15 protein-coding genes and 2 pseudogenes are annotated in these 14,948 nt (G+C 33.2%); 10 read left to right on the top strand and 7 right to left on the bottom strand.

The window, feature by feature from the left end; translation table 11 throughout:
- Window positions 1–523: 523 nt before the first annotated feature.
- Window positions 524–868: a YflT domain-containing protein gene (locus LAV82_RS30305; RefSeq protein WP_192998774.1), complete on the bottom strand. Its 345-nt coding sequence runs from the start codon at window positions 866–868 to the stop codon at window positions 524–526.
- A gap of 237 nt (window positions 869–1,105) precedes the next feature.
- Window positions 1,106–1,381: a YbyB family protein gene (locus LAV82_RS30300; protein ID WP_192998775.1), complete on the bottom strand. Its 276-nt coding sequence runs from the start codon at window positions 1,379–1,381 to the stop codon at window positions 1,106–1,108.
- Window positions 1,382–1,767: 386 nt separating this feature from the next.
- On the opposite strand from LAV82_RS30300, the gene LAV82_RS30295 reads away from it, so the two are divergent.
- The 4 genes and pseudogenes from LAV82_RS30295 to LAV82_RS30280 form a co-directional block, all read left to right on the top strand.
- Complete coding sequence (locus tag LAV82_RS30295; protein WP_211079991.1) at window positions 1,768–1,992, top strand: YczO family protein; 225 nt, start codon at window positions 1,768–1,770, stop codon at window positions 1,990–1,992.
- An 85-nt stretch (window positions 1,993–2,077) separates the two neighbouring features.
- Complete coding sequence (locus LAV82_RS30290; protein WP_211079992.1) at window positions 2,078–2,323, top strand: hypothetical protein; 246 nt, start codon at window positions 2,078–2,080, stop codon at window positions 2,321–2,323.
- A gap of 962 nt (window positions 2,324–3,285) precedes the next feature.
- A pseudogene (locus tag LAV82_RS30285) lies at window positions 3,286–3,660 on the top strand (Y-family DNA polymerase); the annotation flags it as partial.
- A pseudogene (locus LAV82_RS30280) lies at window positions 3,639–3,734 on the top strand (DUF8096 family protein); the annotation flags it as partial. The pseudogenes LAV82_RS30285 and LAV82_RS30280, both read left to right, overlap by 22 nt.
- A gap of 179 nt (window positions 3,735–3,913) precedes the next feature.
- Here LAV82_RS30280 and spxA read toward each other — a convergent pair.
- The 3 genes from spxA to LAV82_RS30265 all read right to left on the bottom strand — a co-directional run bounded on the left by spxA (window position 3,914) and on the right by LAV82_RS30265 (window position 6,167).
- The gene (gene spxA / locus LAV82_RS30275) at window positions 3,914–4,312 is read right to left on the bottom strand and encodes a transcriptional regulator SpxA (RefSeq protein WP_211079993.1); all 399 of its coding nucleotides are present in this window, start codon (window positions 4,310–4,312) and stop codon (window positions 3,914–3,916) included.
- A 494-nt stretch (window positions 4,313–4,806) separates the two neighbouring features.
- Window positions 4,807–5,619 (bottom strand): MetQ/NlpA family ABC transporter substrate-binding protein, encoded by an 813-nt coding sequence (locus LAV82_RS30270; protein ID WP_499717559.1) that lies wholly within the window; start codon window positions 5,617–5,619, stop codon window positions 4,807–4,809.
- A 35-nt stretch (window positions 5,620–5,654) separates the two neighbouring features.
- Window positions 5,655–6,167: a GNAT family N-acetyltransferase gene (locus LAV82_RS30265; protein ID WP_097812831.1), complete on the bottom strand. Its 513-nt coding sequence runs from the start codon at window positions 6,165–6,167 to the stop codon at window positions 5,655–5,657.
- A gap of 142 nt (window positions 6,168–6,309) precedes the next feature.
- On the opposite strand from LAV82_RS30265, the gene LAV82_RS30260 reads away from it, so the two are divergent.
- The 3 genes from LAV82_RS30260 to LAV82_RS30250 all read left to right on the top strand — a co-directional run bounded on the left by LAV82_RS30260 (window position 6,310) and on the right by LAV82_RS30250 (window position 9,596).
- Window positions 6,310–7,224, top strand: coding sequence for a LysR family transcriptional regulator (locus tag LAV82_RS30260; protein ID WP_029325522.1), 915 nt, complete (start codon window positions 6,310–6,312; stop codon window positions 7,222–7,224).
- A 1,071-nt stretch (window positions 7,225–8,295) separates the two neighbouring features.
- Window positions 8,296–9,162 (top strand): Rpn family recombination-promoting nuclease/putative transposase, encoded by an 867-nt coding sequence (locus LAV82_RS30255; protein ID WP_211079995.1) that lies wholly within the window; start codon window positions 8,296–8,298, stop codon window positions 9,160–9,162.
- A gap of 224 nt (window positions 9,163–9,386) precedes the next feature.
- Window positions 9,387–9,596: an alpha/beta-type small acid-soluble spore protein gene (locus LAV82_RS30250; protein WP_013084404.1), complete on the top strand. Its 210-nt coding sequence runs from the start codon at window positions 9,387–9,389 to the stop codon at window positions 9,594–9,596.
- Between the two features lie 130 nt (window positions 9,597–9,726).
- Here the strand turns inward: LAV82_RS30250 and LAV82_RS30245 are convergent, their stop codons facing one another.
- Window positions 9,727–10,554: a MerR family transcriptional regulator gene (locus LAV82_RS30245; protein ID WP_499717558.1), complete on the bottom strand. Its 828-nt coding sequence runs from the start codon at window positions 10,552–10,554 to the stop codon at window positions 9,727–9,729.
- A gap of 138 nt (window positions 10,555–10,692) precedes the next feature.
- Between LAV82_RS30245 and norA the strand changes: the two genes are divergently transcribed.
- The gene (gene norA, locus LAV82_RS30240) at window positions 10,693–11,892 is read left to right on the top strand and encodes a multidrug efflux MFS transporter NorA (protein ID WP_499717557.1); all 1,200 of its coding nucleotides are present in this window, start codon (window positions 10,693–10,695) and stop codon (window positions 11,890–11,892) included.
- 704 nt (window positions 11,893–12,596) lie between these two features.
- Here the strand turns inward: norA and LAV82_RS30235 are convergent.
- A complete protein-coding gene (locus LAV82_RS30235) occupies window positions 12,597–14,009 on the bottom strand; it encodes an ABC transporter permease (RefSeq protein ID WP_499717556.1) in 1,413 nt (470 codons plus the stop codon).
- A 214-nt stretch (window positions 14,010–14,223) separates the two neighbouring features.
- Here LAV82_RS30235 and LAV82_RS30230 point away from each other — a divergent pair, with 214 nt between their 5' ends.
- Window positions 14,224–14,487, top strand: coding sequence for a DinB/UmuC family translesion DNA polymerase (locus LAV82_RS30230; RefSeq protein WP_499717555.1), 264 nt, complete (start codon window positions 14,224–14,226; stop codon window positions 14,485–14,487).
- Entirely contained in the window at window positions 14,474–14,632 is a 159-nt protein-coding gene (locus LAV82_RS30225; protein WP_244856825.1) for a hypothetical protein, read from the top strand. The genes LAV82_RS30230 and LAV82_RS30225 overlap by 14 nt, the downstream gene beginning before the upstream one ends.
- Window positions 14,633–14,948 lie beyond the last annotated feature (316 nt).

Raw genomic sequence — 14,948 nt, 5'->3', positions numbered from 1 at the left:
AAGAGTTCAATCGCGGAGTCCCAAAATAATAAGGCAGAAGCCCCATCGAAGGTAAACAAACCTTCATTTTTATCCCATATAAATTCATTTGAATCTACTTGTAAACTTACTTTTGAATTTTTCATAATATATATAACCCCTTCTAAGGATACTGAATGGTACAACTTTTAAGCAGAAAATGATATATATTTTACCCAATTTTCATTGAATATGTAAATATAAATGTTTTAGCCTCGTTTATCTAAGTTTACATTATGTACTTTAAAGGAACCAAGCAGAAAAAAATCTTTTGTGCGTCTCAAGGGACTTTCAGGGGTCTCTATTGTGAAGTATGCAGCCTTTTATAAGCATACTTAAGGTTGTCCTATATTGCCTTATTTATAGATTTGTCGTACTTATTGGTATGTTGATGTCTATATATATGGTTTGTTCTATTATTAGAAAAGTATATAATTCTAAAAAAGCTATACAAACTCTCTTTACCTGTTAATTATAGAGAGTTTGTATAGCTTTTTTACTGATATTATTCGTTAGTAGTAAAATCATCTGTTTTTAATGCAAAAACTAGTATACGGCCCCAATTTAATTCTTTTAAATAGTGTTGAACTTCCTCATCTGATAATCCTAAAGAGTAAAGCTTAGAGTGTAGTTCATCTTTGTAAAAATGAAATGAATTTGCTATTGGATTGTTATCCCTTAATTCGGATACCCCAATATCGTTTGTATTTAACGCACTTATCAATTCTTCAGTACGATCTTTTTCATGGGCTAATAAGTAGATATTATCTTTTCTGAATCCTAGGCTTAAAAATTGTTCAATAGCCTCTTTTACTTCATAGCCGTCCTTTACCACTCTTATTTTCTTCATTAAAAAACCTCCTTAATCATAGGCTATTTAATGGAAGTTTATAATATGAATAACTTGCTACCTTCTTAGAACATCTTAACTACGCTTTAGATATTCTAGACTAAGGTATGAGGCCCATGAATATGTTTGTTGGCTCTGAAATAGTACATATGATTATGATGAAAGCAATATCTGTCCAAGATACAACTGAAGTGTTTTACAATTGTATTAACATCGTCAATAATATGAACTGATAATTCATTGTTTCTTTTCATTATAATATTGCACAGGGAACATAGATCCTTCTGAGACCATTTTATTATCTTCAATGTCCAGAGGGTCTGGATGACCTGCTTTGTGTATGGGAAATGAGGCCAATTTTTTGGTCGATGATTCATATGAAATAGCTTTTTTTACACTTCGAACAAACCCTTTTACCTTATCTAAGTTTGATTTATCCTTCAATAAATAAGTTGTAATCCCTACGCTTACTGTTGAAATAGCAAGACCAGAAATAAGTGTTTTTTGTCGCATTCTACTTACCCCTCTCTATTTTTATTTTAATTTTGAAACCATTTTCCCTATGTGATAGCTTAATAAACTTGTATTTTTAGGTATCAGTTGTAAGCTTGAAGGCTATCTATTAAATTTAAAAAGCAGATCGTTCAATTTAACTTGTAGATTATCTCGTGATTATATCTAATTTAAACTCAAATGTTTTTTTGCAAAAACCAATTAATCATGGTGTTTTTTTCTTGTTTAAGGTCTCTTCTCTCATTTTATTTATCTTTATAATCGAATCAAAAATTCTATAAGTATAGGTTTGAGATCATCTTCGTTAGGATAAAAGTAAAGAAACTATTCCACCTATAGGAGGAGATGTATATGGATTTATATGGTCGGAACAGGGAGGTATTAAAATGACGGAGTCAAGAAAGAAATCCCCCCATCCTCAAGAGACCAAAAGAAGGGATCATGCTGAGCAATATCCTACGGAGAATAAAACTCTATTTGATCAATTCAAAACTGAAGAGATAGTTGATCCAATACCAACTGAAGAGTTAAAGATAGAAAAGCAAGATGAAAGAAATAAGAAGAAAACTAAAAATGAATCCTCCACTGAAAATAAATATAAGAGAAATTAATATTAAATCAATAGCATGAAAAAGTAGATATTCTAATTAATTATTACACTAAGTTATTAAAAAGTACTTGAAAGGAGTGGTAAGAATGGAAAAAACAGAACTTCAGCCGGTTTTTGTTTATTTACATCCAGATGTATTAGCGCAAGGTGGGATTTATTTTATCGGACTAAATAAACGAGACAGGGAGCTTCCTCCGGCGAGTATTGAACATTTACGTTTAGATATGGCTAAACAATATTTCCCTTGGGATCCTGAGGCTCATCTTGTTGTAGAAGAAGGAAGATTCCAATGGGATGCTGTAAAAAAAGACTATATAGAAATCGTCGCCTAATAAAAATCTCGACATGGTAAAATGTCGAGATTTTTCATTTAGATCGTGTATTGTAGATAATAGGGAGAAATATACGCGGGGCCTCATATAACGTTTAGAAACAAAATTAAATAGCCCATCCATAAACAATTGCAGAGATCACAATAAATCAAATCATTCTTTATAATAGAGGGATGAACAACACTCCTACAATAAAGACAAGTTGGTGTAGTTTCAATGAGTCCTTCCATACTATGCGGGTTAACGTAATGTGAATTTTCGGAAGTGACTTATGTATATAAATGTATAGATCCCTTTGAAAGCCTTCGTACTGGTATTCTCCACAAAAATGCACAACAAAAAGATATCCTATTTTTAAAAAGACGTAATTATAGTTTCTCTTTTTGTTTTGATGAAAACTTTATAATGGCGTAACTGATAGTTAACACAAGAATAGCGCAAGTGTGCAAAAGTGTATTAACTGGGTTATCATGCTCCACAATTACAGGTAAGATTAATTTTTTAATTTTAAACATGCGTACCCAACTCCCTACAGATAATATTTTCCAATTTAGATATTTCTATAATTAATTAAAAATACATCCTCTTTTAGAAAAAATTAACTTTTTATTTGTATATGATATACAACCCTAGTTGACATAAGCTCGATTCAGAAATTAAACAAAGGTTTCCACCCTTTTACCATAAAGAATAGCGTGACATCAAAAATTTACCTTTTGTACAAATTTTTATAAAATGTTGATTTACCAATATTTTGAGCCTTTTGTAAATACTCTGTACTTCATGAAATATTACATATTAAAGAGGTGACTTCCTATCTTAGGTTTAAAGCTAATACTTGGATAGACCTCATATAAGTCATAGCAATAATCGGGAAAAAGTATGATATTCCATTGGAAAAAGAACGTTTGTTCGTATATAATATACGGAACAAACGTTCTTTTATTTGAGGAGCATTTTCAATGGAGGATGAGCAGTTACCAAACCGAATCATTATATGTATCGACATGAAGGCGTTCTATGCGTCCGTTTCTTCTGTCATAAGAGGATTAAATCCGTTGAAAACAAAGCTGGCGGTGGTAGGAGATATCAAACGGTCGGGATCCGTTGTATTAGCTGCTACACCTTTATTAAAGAAAGAGGGGGTCAAAACAGGAAGTCGTCTTTTCGACATTCCTAAAAGGAAAGATATCCATGTGGTGAATCCATCCATGGAGAGATACATCAAGGCTTCGACCTATATTTCAGGCTTGGTGTTACAGTATGTGGCTCCTGAGGATTTTCATGCCTATAGTATTGATGAGCTGTTTATTGATGCGACAACTGCAATTCATCTTACTTCAAAAGTTCTGTAAAGGCTGGCGTATTCTTACGTGAATGTCGGGAATGCAGCATGAAGAAGAGTATCTAAGTATAGAGGATTATATAGTAAAAGGAGAAGGGTTTTTATCCTTCTCCTTTTTATCTAGATGTAGTTGTGTTTACTCATTTTTTAGAATCTGAAATATATGTACTACTACACTGCCAATGCTTCTTATTACAATCTACTTTATAAGTTAAGGCATCAACTGTTCACTTTTCTATTACCTTCTAATGATTACCTACTGCTGGCTGTTCTATAAGAGTGAAGGTACGAAGTCTCCGAGGAATAAAAACTCGTATCTCCTCCTCCTTATATCCAATTTGTAACATGTTCTCATCTTGTATAATGGGTCGTTTGAGTATAGTAGGATGGGTCCTTAACAATTTATATAGCTCCTGTAACGAGAGTGTATCTATCTCTATATTTAATTTTTGAAGTGTTTTTGACCTTGTAGAAATGATTTCATCTGTACCCTCTTCTGTCATGCTAAGAATGCTCTTGATTTCATCTTCCTCAAGGGGATCATGGGATATATTTCTCTCAATATAATCAATTTGATTTTCCTCAAACCAAGCCTTTGCTTTTCGGCAAGAAGTACAGCTTGTTGTCGTATATAGATTAATCATTTTTCACACCTCATCGATATTTCTTTTCTCTTCGAAATCTTTAATGAATGAATCGTGTTTAAACCAGAAAATCATGCCAGGTATTGTTACAAAAATCGAGTTTATTTGCTATTCCACTACATGCTACAAGGTTATCCAGTACTTCACCTTTGCATATTTTCCATTGCTTCGTTAAAGCTACGGGTTTGGCAACGAGTGATTGGTATATATGTTTTTACATTAACTAATCATAAACACATTTAACTTTAACGTCAACGTTAATTATATTCGATAATAGAGAGCTGAATAGTCATAAGTGATGTACGTATAGTTTAGAGGTTTATCTTTAGAAATATAATATATTAAATACGCTTCTATATTTTCACTCAACTTAGGAAAGGGGGACAGTATATCTAACATAGAAACAGGAAAGAACACTGCACTAATTTCAGTGAGTGTTTTTTCTGTTGTACATATTGGCCAAAAGTTGCTACCTAATGATAGGTTAAATTCATTTACTTAGTAACAGGTAGGACGGCGCCTTTATATTTATCTGTAATAAATTCTTGAATTTCTTTAGAATGTAATACACTCATTAACTTTTTAATCTTATTCGAATTCTCATCCCCTTTTCTAACAGCAACAATGTTAACATAAGGAGATTTAGATCCTTCTAAGATTAAAGCATCTTTATTAGGAGTTAAACCAGAATCTAAAGCATAATTAGTATTAATTGCAAAAAGATCAGCTTCGTTATTTTCATAAGCTTTAGGTAACAGCCCAGGGTCAATAGGAGATTTAAATGTAATATTTTTTGGGTTTTTATCAATGTCCTTGATAGACGCTGTAACTTTATTTACGCCCTTTTTAAAAGTAATTAAATTTTCTTTTTCTAATAGCATTAAGATTCTTCCCTGGTCTGCAGAATTACTGCTAATTTGAATAGTAGCATTTTTCTTGATATCTGAAACCTTTTTATAGTTTTTAGAATAAATTCCAAATGGTTCAATATGAACGGCACCTGCATTTACCAAGTCATATCCTTTTTCTTTATTCTCACTCTCAAGGTATGGTACGTGTTGAAAATAATTTGCATCGATTTCCTTATCCGCCAATGCTTTATTCGGCATCACGATATCCTGGAATACCTTGATTTTCAAATCGATTCCTTGTTTTTTTAATAATGGTTTTGCTTTTTCTAAAATTTCAGCATGTGGTACATTAGCAGCCCCAATTACAATTGTTTTATTGTCTTCTTCAGTTTTGTTTCCACAAGCAGCCAAAATTAATATGAATAATGCTGTTACAATTAAACTTATTTTTTTCATGGTTGTTAATTCTTCCTTTGTAGTTAGTATGTTTTTTAACCTTCTATAGGGTTTTCAGGTCCATTAAGTAATAACTGATAAAATGCTAAATCAAGCCATTGATTGAATTTGAATCCTGCTTTCTCTATTGTTCCTGAATGAGTGAAACCAAAATTCTTATGCATTATAATGCTTTTTTCATTTGTTGCTTCAATTCCACCAATTAACGTCATATACCCTTTTTCAGTTGCAATTGTAATCAATTCTTTTAGTAAAGAAGCTCCAATTCCTCTTCTTCTATATTTCCTATTTACATATATAGAGTGTTCTATTGAATATTTATAGGCAGGCCATGCCCTAAAAGGACCAAATGAAGCAAATCCAACTACTCTGTTGTCTTGTTCACATACTAATATTGGATAACCTTGATCTAGCTTTTGGTTATACCAAACAGCTCTGTCTTCAAGAGTTTCAGGTTTATAAGTATATACAACTGTAGTATTAAGAATTGCATCATTATATATATCTAGGATGTCCATTAAATCTTCTTTAGTTGCTTCCCTTATCATCTTTTCCTTCCTTTCAATACAAAGTTTATCTACATCTATTTTAAAGCGCGTCATTTAAAACGTAAAATTGAACTTTTTAACTACGTGCTATAGAATAAAGTTATAACAAAACATCTGTTCATTAAAAAAGGAAGGTATAGATATGACACTTCAACAATTCCGATATATAGTGGAGATTGCTAAGCACAATTCTATGAGTAAAGCTGCGTCTGCACTTTATGTGACTCAACCAAGTATTAGCAAGGCCGTGAGAGATCTGGAAAGAGAACTAGGAATTACTATTTTAGATAGAACAAATAAGGGTGTTGTCTTTACCAAAGATGGTACAGAATTATTGTTTTACGCTAAAATGTTTTTAGAACAAATGGAGTCCGTAATTTATCATTTTAATAAAGAAAAGAAAGCAGACTTAACAAAGTTCTCTATTTCTTCTCAACACTATGGTTTTGCTATAGAGGCTTTTGCGAACTTAATGGATTACTTTGCTGAACGGAAATATGAACTGACGATTCGAGAAGGAAAGACAACTGATGTAATTGACGATGTTTACAAAAGTAAAAGTATTCTTGGAATTTTATCTTTGACTGATCTAAATCGCTCTTTTTTTGAGCGCTATTTTGCATCGAAATCACTAACTTTTATTCCTCTTGCTACTTTAACTCAACACGTTTATCTCCGGAAGGAGCATCCTTTAGCTCATCTAAAATCCATTACCTTGGAGCAATTACACGACTATCCTTCTTTAACCTATCAAAAAGATGATTTAATGCTCTATTTTGCCGAAGAATCTATCGATATGTCAGGTATTGCAAAAGTAGTATACCTTAAGGATAGAGGAAGCATGATGAACTTACTATCGAATACAAATGGATATAATTTAGGAACAGGATGGGTTGGCTCTAATTATATCAGTTCGAATATTATTTCAATTCCCTTGAAGGAAGATAATTTAATTCAAGTAGGCTTGGTAAAACGTAATGATGTCTCCTTCCCAGAAGAGATTCTGGTATATATAGAATTTTTGAAAATAGCTTTAAAAGAATCTATATCTAAATAATATATAAAGATTTGACCATAATGACTTTAGCTCTATATCCTTCAACAGTACAGTATTAATCTAACGACCACATTTTACTTGTGGTCGAACAAGATAGCTCTCTATCAAATGGTTTGTACAAAACAGGCACTTAGGTACTCCCCAGTATATAGGAAAAGGGCGCATACTCCTGCACCATCTATTCATTACCTATTGCGGTATATTTTCTTTTTTATTTATAGGAGTGGACAGGCAAGCTTATCGCAGTAGCTACATAGTATCTAAAGAATCTTATCTTCATTATCTGCTTAGTAGTTAGTTCAGTATCGATACAGCGTTAATTTTGCTTGGTTCAAAGATAATTATCTATATGATAAGGGATGAAATTGAGAGGTGACTAAAAGCTGTTTATTTTCGTTATTACACTACTAGCAATCCTCCTCTTACTAACTTTGTTATGCGTATTCATTTCGAAAAAATTTCTTGAAAAATTAGCACATAAGAGAAAGCAATGGTGGCTTATTATACATGTTATTTCTGTGATCATTTATTTCAGTGGAATTTTTGGTCAGCTTTTAGTGACGATCTCAATGACCTTCTTTTCTGAACAATCACAGATATATGTAGGTATTTTATTTGTTAGTTATTTTGATCATTATCTAACGATACCTGGTGCATTAGCTTCTTTATTCACAGGGATATGGTTAGCTCTGCGTACTCACTGGGGCGGCCTAACAAAATATTATTGGATTCTTACAAAGTGGATAGGTAACATGTTTGCAATTATCCTGGGATCATCAATCACCGGGAACGTTGTATATAATTTATTCCCCCAGATTCTTTCTAGTAATTTGCACCCTTTACAAAATCCTCTTTATTTTCAAAGTCGGAAAATGCTGTTTTTGGGTATTTCAATAAGTTTCAGCCTTTTAACTTTTCTAGTCGTTATTTCTTATATAAAACCTTGGGGAAAGAGAAAAATTAGGTGAAGGTTCTCCAATGCAAACATGTGCAGTTATAAAGTGAAATATAGGAAGAGGAAATCTAGTCGTGATATACTAGTAACAAACATAAAAGAAAATGGAGGGCACTATGACAAAACGATTAGATTTACGTGTCGATTTTGCGTTTAAATCGTTATTTGGCACACATGGAAATGAATCCATTTTAGCTGCCTTTTTAAATGCAGCACTTCGCTTTCCAGATGAAAAGAAGATTCAAACGGTTCAGTTATTAGATCCTCATTTTAATAAAGAAAACCAAGAAGATAAACGCTCAATTTTAGATGTACACGCGCAATTAGAAGATGGAAGTCGCGTCAATATAGAAATCCAACTTAATAATAAACATGATATGGAAAAGCGAACACTCTACTATTGGTCCAAAATGTATAGCAGCCAAATGAAAGAAGGCATGGACTACGGAGAGCTTTGTAAAACCATTACCATCAATATTGTAAACTTCCGTTATTTATCTCATATTAATCATTATCACTCCACCTTTCAGTTATATGAACGTGAACAAAAATTACTCTTAACGGATATGATAGAAATTCATTTTATGGAGCTACCTAAATTATTAATTAAATGGCGTAACAGAGAGGTAGATCCACGAGAAGATCAGCTTGTACGATGGTTATTATTGCTTGAAGCATCGGAAGATGAAGAAATCACTCAAGTATTGGAGGAGATTGCAATGCAAGAAGATCACGTGCTAAAAAAAGCAATAGATGAGTGGGAACGCGTAAGCCAAGATCCAGAAGTATTATTAGCGTATGAAGCCCGAAGAAAAGCATTGTTAGATGAGAAGTCAGCTTTAAAAAGAGCTGAAAGAAAAGGGAAAGAAGAAGCTATAAAATTAATGGCCATTGGAATGATTCAAGAAGGTATAGCTAGCAACATAATAAGTAAATTAACAGGGCTTTCTATAGAAGAAATTGAAAAGCTTCGTCATCAATAAATATAAAAAAGAGCCGTATCTAAAAGATACGGCTCTTTTTCGCACATGGCAAATGTTTAATTTTCATGACAAGGAAATGAAACATCTAATCCCACTTTTTACAGTGTCATTTGTTTCTAAAAATTAGTATAGGGAGCAGGCACGGAAATGATACATCCATTATTTACCACGAATACACTTCTCCTACAATAGGAAACTTAAAAGAAACAAGGAGGTGACACAACATGGCAAACAACAAAAGTAGCAACAATAATGAATTATTAGTATACGGTGCTGAACAAGCAATCGATCAAATGAAATATGAAATCGCGAGCGAATTTGGTGTAAACCTTGGTGCTGACACAACTGCACGTGCAAACGGATCAGTAGGTGGCGAAATCACTAAGCGTCTTGTACAAATGGCTGAGCAACAACTTGGCGGCGGACGTTTCTAATACAATTTTATAATAATGGCTGAAGGAAGAATGGAGTCCATTCTTCCTTTTTCTATGAGAGATTTTTTGTACTATTTCATAGAAAGTGGCCCCTTGGTGTAACTATAAGTACAAGATTAAAAAATAAATCTTACTGTTCCTTTAAATTTTTCTTCACCTTTATGCTAATTTTAGTAAGGTATTCTTCTTCCTTATTAGTTTTCATTGAATCGTACAAATACTCTTCATACGCGTCACCTACAATAGAATAGCCTTCTGTCTTAATAAAATTAGTTACATGGAGGTAGGAAGACTCAATATTTTTATAAGGTCCTTCGTGATAATAAATGGCATAAAGACCTTCTGGCCTTGATTGTCCTGTGTCTAACTCACTATAAGAAAATAAATAATCAACCCTCTCAAACTTCTCTTGAATTAGGGTATCTTTTGTTAGTAAAGATCCAATAGGAACCGGAACTTGCAAACCTATCTGTTTTCCAAAATGATTATATTGCTCTGACCATTCTTCTACAGTATTCATGCCCTCATTTGAGGTTTTATTGCTTAGAAGGATGTACTTTTTCTCCGTTTTTCGAACATAAACTTTTCCAAATTCGACACCTTTTAGTTCCTCTTCCGTTGAAATAATCTGCTTAAAGAAACGTTGAATTTGAAGCAATTTTTCAATTTCTTTTTCTACTATAACGGTTTGCTGATTTGCCATTTGAATAAATTTATGAGTGTTTTGGGAACTAAGATATTCTTTTAGCTCCTCGATTGACACACCCAATTTTCGAAGAGACTGGAGTGTAGAGAATGATTTAATTTGATCATAGGTATAATAGCGATAACCATTTGAAAGTTTACCTGCAGGTTTGAAAAGATTAATTTTATCGTAATAAAACAATGTATCTTTCTTCACTCCCACGTAGCTAGCAAATTCTCCTGTAGTTAAAGTTTTAGTATTTTTTCTCTCCAAGTTGAAAACTCCTCTTGACTATAGACTAACTCCATACTTCATACTCTATCATAAGCAAACGCTATATCATATGACATGAAAGATACATCAAGCTATATAAGTTTTTGCATAGCAATCTATACAGACGGAGGTTTACATATGAGTAAGACAAAAAGAAGTACACTATACCTCTTACTTATAAACATATTTATTGTTTTTTTAGGAATTGGTTTAGTCATACCTGTATTACCGAGTATTATGAATGAATTGAACATTAGTGGTACAACTGTTGGTTATTTAACGGCAATATTTGCCTTAACACAATTAATTATTTCTCCATTTGCGGGGAAAGCAGCTGATAAATTTGGTCGTAAAATCATGATAGTAATAGGATTATTTATCTTCAGTATATCAGAATTATTATTTGGAATAGGGGAAACAATCGAGTTATTGTTCATATCACGTATTTTAGGCGGTGTTAGTGGTGCTTGTATTATGCCTGCTGTGACAGCTTTTATTGCAGATATAACAACATTAGAAACACGCCCAAAGATGCTAGGGTATATGTCGGCAGCCATTACCACTGGACTAATTATCGGGCCAGGTGTCGGTGGATTCTTAGCTGAGATTGGCACGCGTGTACCCTTTTACTCAGCTTCAATTCTTGGATTTATTGCTGCAATCTTATCTGTTATGCTGTTAAAAGAACCAGCGTCTCCTCAAGAGGAAATAGAAACTGAGGGACTAAGTGAGAAAAAGCGTGGCTTTAAGAAGATATTCATGCCTATGTTCTTTATTGCTTTTGTAGTCATTTTTGTATCGACATTTGGGTTAACAGCATTTGAGTCATTCTTCAGTTTATACGTTGACCATAAATTCGCGTTTAGTCCATTAGATATTGCCATTTCAATCACAGGCGGTGCCATTATAGGTGCAATATTTCAGATTGTACTATTCGAACCGTTAGTAAAGTACATGGGTGAAATTAATATGATTCGTTGGTCATTGGTATTATCTGCGATTTTAGTTTTTACAATGACATTAGTGAGCTCTTACTGGACAGTTATGATAGTCACATTTACCGTATTTATAGGTGCGGATCTCATTCGCCCAGCCGTAACAACGTACTTATCACGCATTGCCGGAAACGAACAAGGCTTTGTTGGAGGAATGAACTCTTTTTTCACTTCCCTGGCCAATGTATTTAGCCCCATCTTAGGTGGCATTTTATTTGATATTAATATTAATTACCCCTACTATTTCAGTACAGTTGTCATTATCATTGGTTTAGCCATCACTATACTATGGAAAAAACCTAAAACTGAAGAGTTAAACCTATCTAAAAAGAGTACCTTGTAAACCCTTATATTTAAATCTGATTTCTCATCTATTTCATGAAAAATGGGCTATTAAGACAACCACCAGCATATAAAAACCCATTACTTCTTACATAATTAGCTACCCCTTACTTACTGCGGTAAGAGTTCTTTTTTATTTTTCGATTGGACAGGCAAGCTTACTGCAGTAGCTACATAGTATCTAAAGGCTATCTACTTCGTTAGCGTTACTGCGTTAATACAAGCTTTATGTATGTATTGGAGCTAATTTCGAAAGGAGGTTATTGTTAATTTGTTTTTGATAATAGTTTTGATAACAAATCATCAAAGATTTTACGATCAAAAAATGAGAAAATAAAACTTATCAAATACATTCGTTTTTGAGATTGGTAACATAGAAAAATGTCATTCTTCAACTTACTTAAGGTGGCTTTTTATTTCGAGAACCCAATATTTAAGAAACTCGCTTAATTATTGAATATCATTGCAAAGCCTTATTGAACAAAGGCTTCCTCCACCTTCTAATAATTGAGCGATTAAAAAATTTTTAGCTTTTCTATACTAGGGGTCACGTCACCAGAAGTGAAAAATTGCACATTTAGACACATTTTAGCCGGTTACCCGTATATTAAGGAACCGGCTATTGTTATTTCCTCACTTTTTGAGCTGTATTTAGTCATTGAAAAATACAAAAAAAATTATTACTCTCATCTTCAAGCAATAATTTTATTTTTTATTTTTGTCTAATGACTTCAATGCGTTTCGATACTCATTATCATTCATTTCCTGTTTCTCTTTATTACTGCCTTTAGCTAAATTAGACACTGCTTGACGAAACATTCCATCTTTTTCTCCTACATGGTGACTTTCCCTTTGCTCGTGAGTAGGTGGTTCATGAGGAATTTCATTTCCCACTTCTACTTCAATTTTCTTTCCACTTTCATCAACAGCTGCTTCTTTATATTTTTTAGTAAGATTAATGAATACAATAAGAATCGCTAATGTCAAAACAAAATAGATGGAGAGTGCCAATAAGGCTGGTCCAAGTCCTGCCTCCAATCTTCCGTCATAATAAAGTAATGCTCTTATTCCGTCCACAATATATCTTGTAGGTAGAATATAACTGAACAGTCGATGGACGGTAGGTAATGTTGATAGAGGAAATGCTCCGCCACTAGAAAATATCCCCATAAAATTTACCGGGAACATTACTAACATTCCCCATCCACCTAAAAATACTGCTATCGTTTTAAATAACAAAAACATGGTCGTACAACTAAAGAAAGTAAACAGGAATATCGTCCAAATGTTTGAAGCATGTGCACTCCCAAAAATTCCAAATACCCCTAGTTGAATAAAAATTGAAACACAGAAAGTTAAAATGATACCAAAAATTATTTCTGATGTAAGGACTTCAGATTCACTTAATGCAGATCCCCTTGTCTTCAAAATACCATTACTTCGCAAAAGATATCCATGTATCATATTTGCACCCAACATTCCAGTAATAGATGATATAAGGGCCATGACAAACGGTGTCATTCCTTTATTAAGATTAACCGGCAGCCTCAGTACATTTTTGGAAACAACCTGTACGGGATTTTCTAATAATGAAGCATTCTCTGGTGCTACTCTCATCCCTTTTTGCAGTAATTCATTTTTTAGTTGACTACTAATTCCTTTAGAAGCAGTTAAAGCGACTGTCTGAAGGGTATTACTCGCAATCATGGATGCAGTTTGCCCAATCCCTTCGTTCAATAAAATTTCTAAGTCAGCAGGTTTATCATTTGTAAGACCGGAAATAAGCGTATCATGGACTCGACCAAGACTTTTTGAATAGTCTGAAGGGATAATTAACGCGCCATATGCCTTGTTATTTCTTATATCAGTGAATGCTTGTTTCCTACTTTTATCAACTTCCCATTTAAAGGAGTTCCCATTTTGCTTTTCGATAAGATTTAATAATATGGCATCGCCAACTTTTCCCTTATCTTCATTTACAACAATTAGAGGAACATCAGACATGTTTTGTTTTGCACCTTTAAATATAGGCAGATATACAAATACCATGACTAACATTAATAATGATATTAACCAAATTGGAAACCATGAGGAGCTTAATTTAAACAATTGCTTCACGATTCAATTCCCCTAACAATGGATATTTTTGTCCATTTTATTATGTCCAGTTTGGTATCGATTATTAGGTTATCAAAAAGACATCTTGCATAGTTATAGGAACGTTTCTTTTGTTGGGGAAAATTGATATTTCTTCAGTCTTTTATTTTCAAAAAGACTTTCTGAGTTGTCGCATTTTAAACATCGTAGAAGAACAGAGGAGAATACCAACAAGTTGTCCATATATGTGTGTTTTCGTTTACGCATGCATCAAGTAGTAGCTCAAACGATTCATTTGTTGATTGGCTACAGCAAACAAACAGGTGGAGGCTTCTCCAGACAAAAGAAAATGGGGAGAGCTTCGAACTTAAGCCAAGATATCTTTCCATATTGTTTAACCATTTTACATATATTTGATAGTGGTATGCCGATTCGCTCCATTGGCATTTCCTTATCAAACACTAGCTATTCAAGAAGAGGAGAAAATGAGCTTATTTGAGGATATCGATCAGCGTGAAAGAGCCTATGCTCTTGCTAAAACGATTGATGACATTCGGCTGCGTTATGGCAAGAATAGTGTACTACGTGCGTCTAGTCACCTTCCTCGCTCAACAGCTCGTTATCGAAATAGTCTTACAGATTAATTCCACCTTAATTGAAGCCTTACATACAAATAAATAAGTATACCTTACATATTATAAAAAAGGGCAGTACATAACAGAGACAAGGTTCATCCAGTTTGTCGATTCCCTTGGTAATTGATTTTTTTATTGATGACGTATTTGAGTTAAAGAATAAAATGAGATTAAACGAACTCATTGATGCTCGTTTTATGTAAGGATAAAATAAAAACGTATTTAAAATAAGCACTAACTAAAATAGGAAATAGTCAGTGCTTATTTAGATAAAGTATTAGTTATTTTTTTCTACTGTATGGCGTTATATTTATTATCGATTTCA

It is taken from the genome of Bacillus sp. ILBB4 (assembly GCF_035064545.1).
Taxonomy (GTDB): Bacteria; Bacillota; Bacilli; order Bacillales; family Bacillaceae_H; genus Priestia.
The sequence above is the reverse complement of the archived record's forward strand: the minus strand, read 5'-3'. Positions and strand labels throughout refer to the sequence as shown.

Coding starts and splice junctions, on each gene's coding strand:
- LAV82_RS30305 (WP_192998774.1), bottom strand. CDS start 868: ATGAAGAAAATAAGAGTGGTAAAGGACGGCTATGAAGTAAAAGAGGCT.
- LAV82_RS30300 (WP_192998775.1), bottom strand. CDS start 1,381: ATGCGACAAAAAACACTTATTTCTGGTCTTGCTATTTCAACAGTAAGC.
- LAV82_RS30295 (WP_211079991.1), top strand. CDS start 1,768: ATGACGGAGTCAAGAAAGAAATCCCCCCATCCTCAAGAGACCAAAAGA.
- LAV82_RS30290 (WP_211079992.1), top strand. CDS start 2,078: ATGGAAAAAACAGAACTTCAGCCGGTTTTTGTTTATTTACATCCAGAT.
- spxA (WP_211079993.1), bottom strand. CDS start 4,312: ATGATTAATCTATATACGACAACAAGCTGTACTTCTTGCCGAAAAGCA.
- LAV82_RS30270 (WP_499717559.1), bottom strand. CDS start 5,619: ATGAAAAAAATAAGTTTAATTGTAACAGCATTATTCATATTAATTTTG.
- LAV82_RS30265 (WP_097812831.1), bottom strand. CDS start 6,167: ATGATAAGGGAAGCAACTAAAGAAGATTTAATGGACATCCTAGATATA.
- LAV82_RS30260 (WP_029325522.1), top strand. CDS start 6,310: ATGACACTTCAACAATTCCGATATATAGTGGAGATTGCTAAGCACAAT.
- LAV82_RS30255 (WP_211079995.1), top strand. CDS start 8,296: ATGACAAAACGATTAGATTTACGTGTCGATTTTGCGTTTAAATCGTTA.
- LAV82_RS30250 (WP_013084404.1), top strand. CDS start 9,387: ATGGCAAACAACAAAAGTAGCAACAATAATGAATTATTAGTATACGGT.
- norA (WP_499717557.1), top strand. CDS start 10,693: ATGAGTAAGACAAAAAGAAGTACACTATACCTCTTACTTATAAACATA.
- LAV82_RS30225 (WP_244856825.1), top strand. CDS start 14,474: ATGAGCTTATTTGAGGATATCGATCAGCGTGAAAGAGCCTATGCTCTT.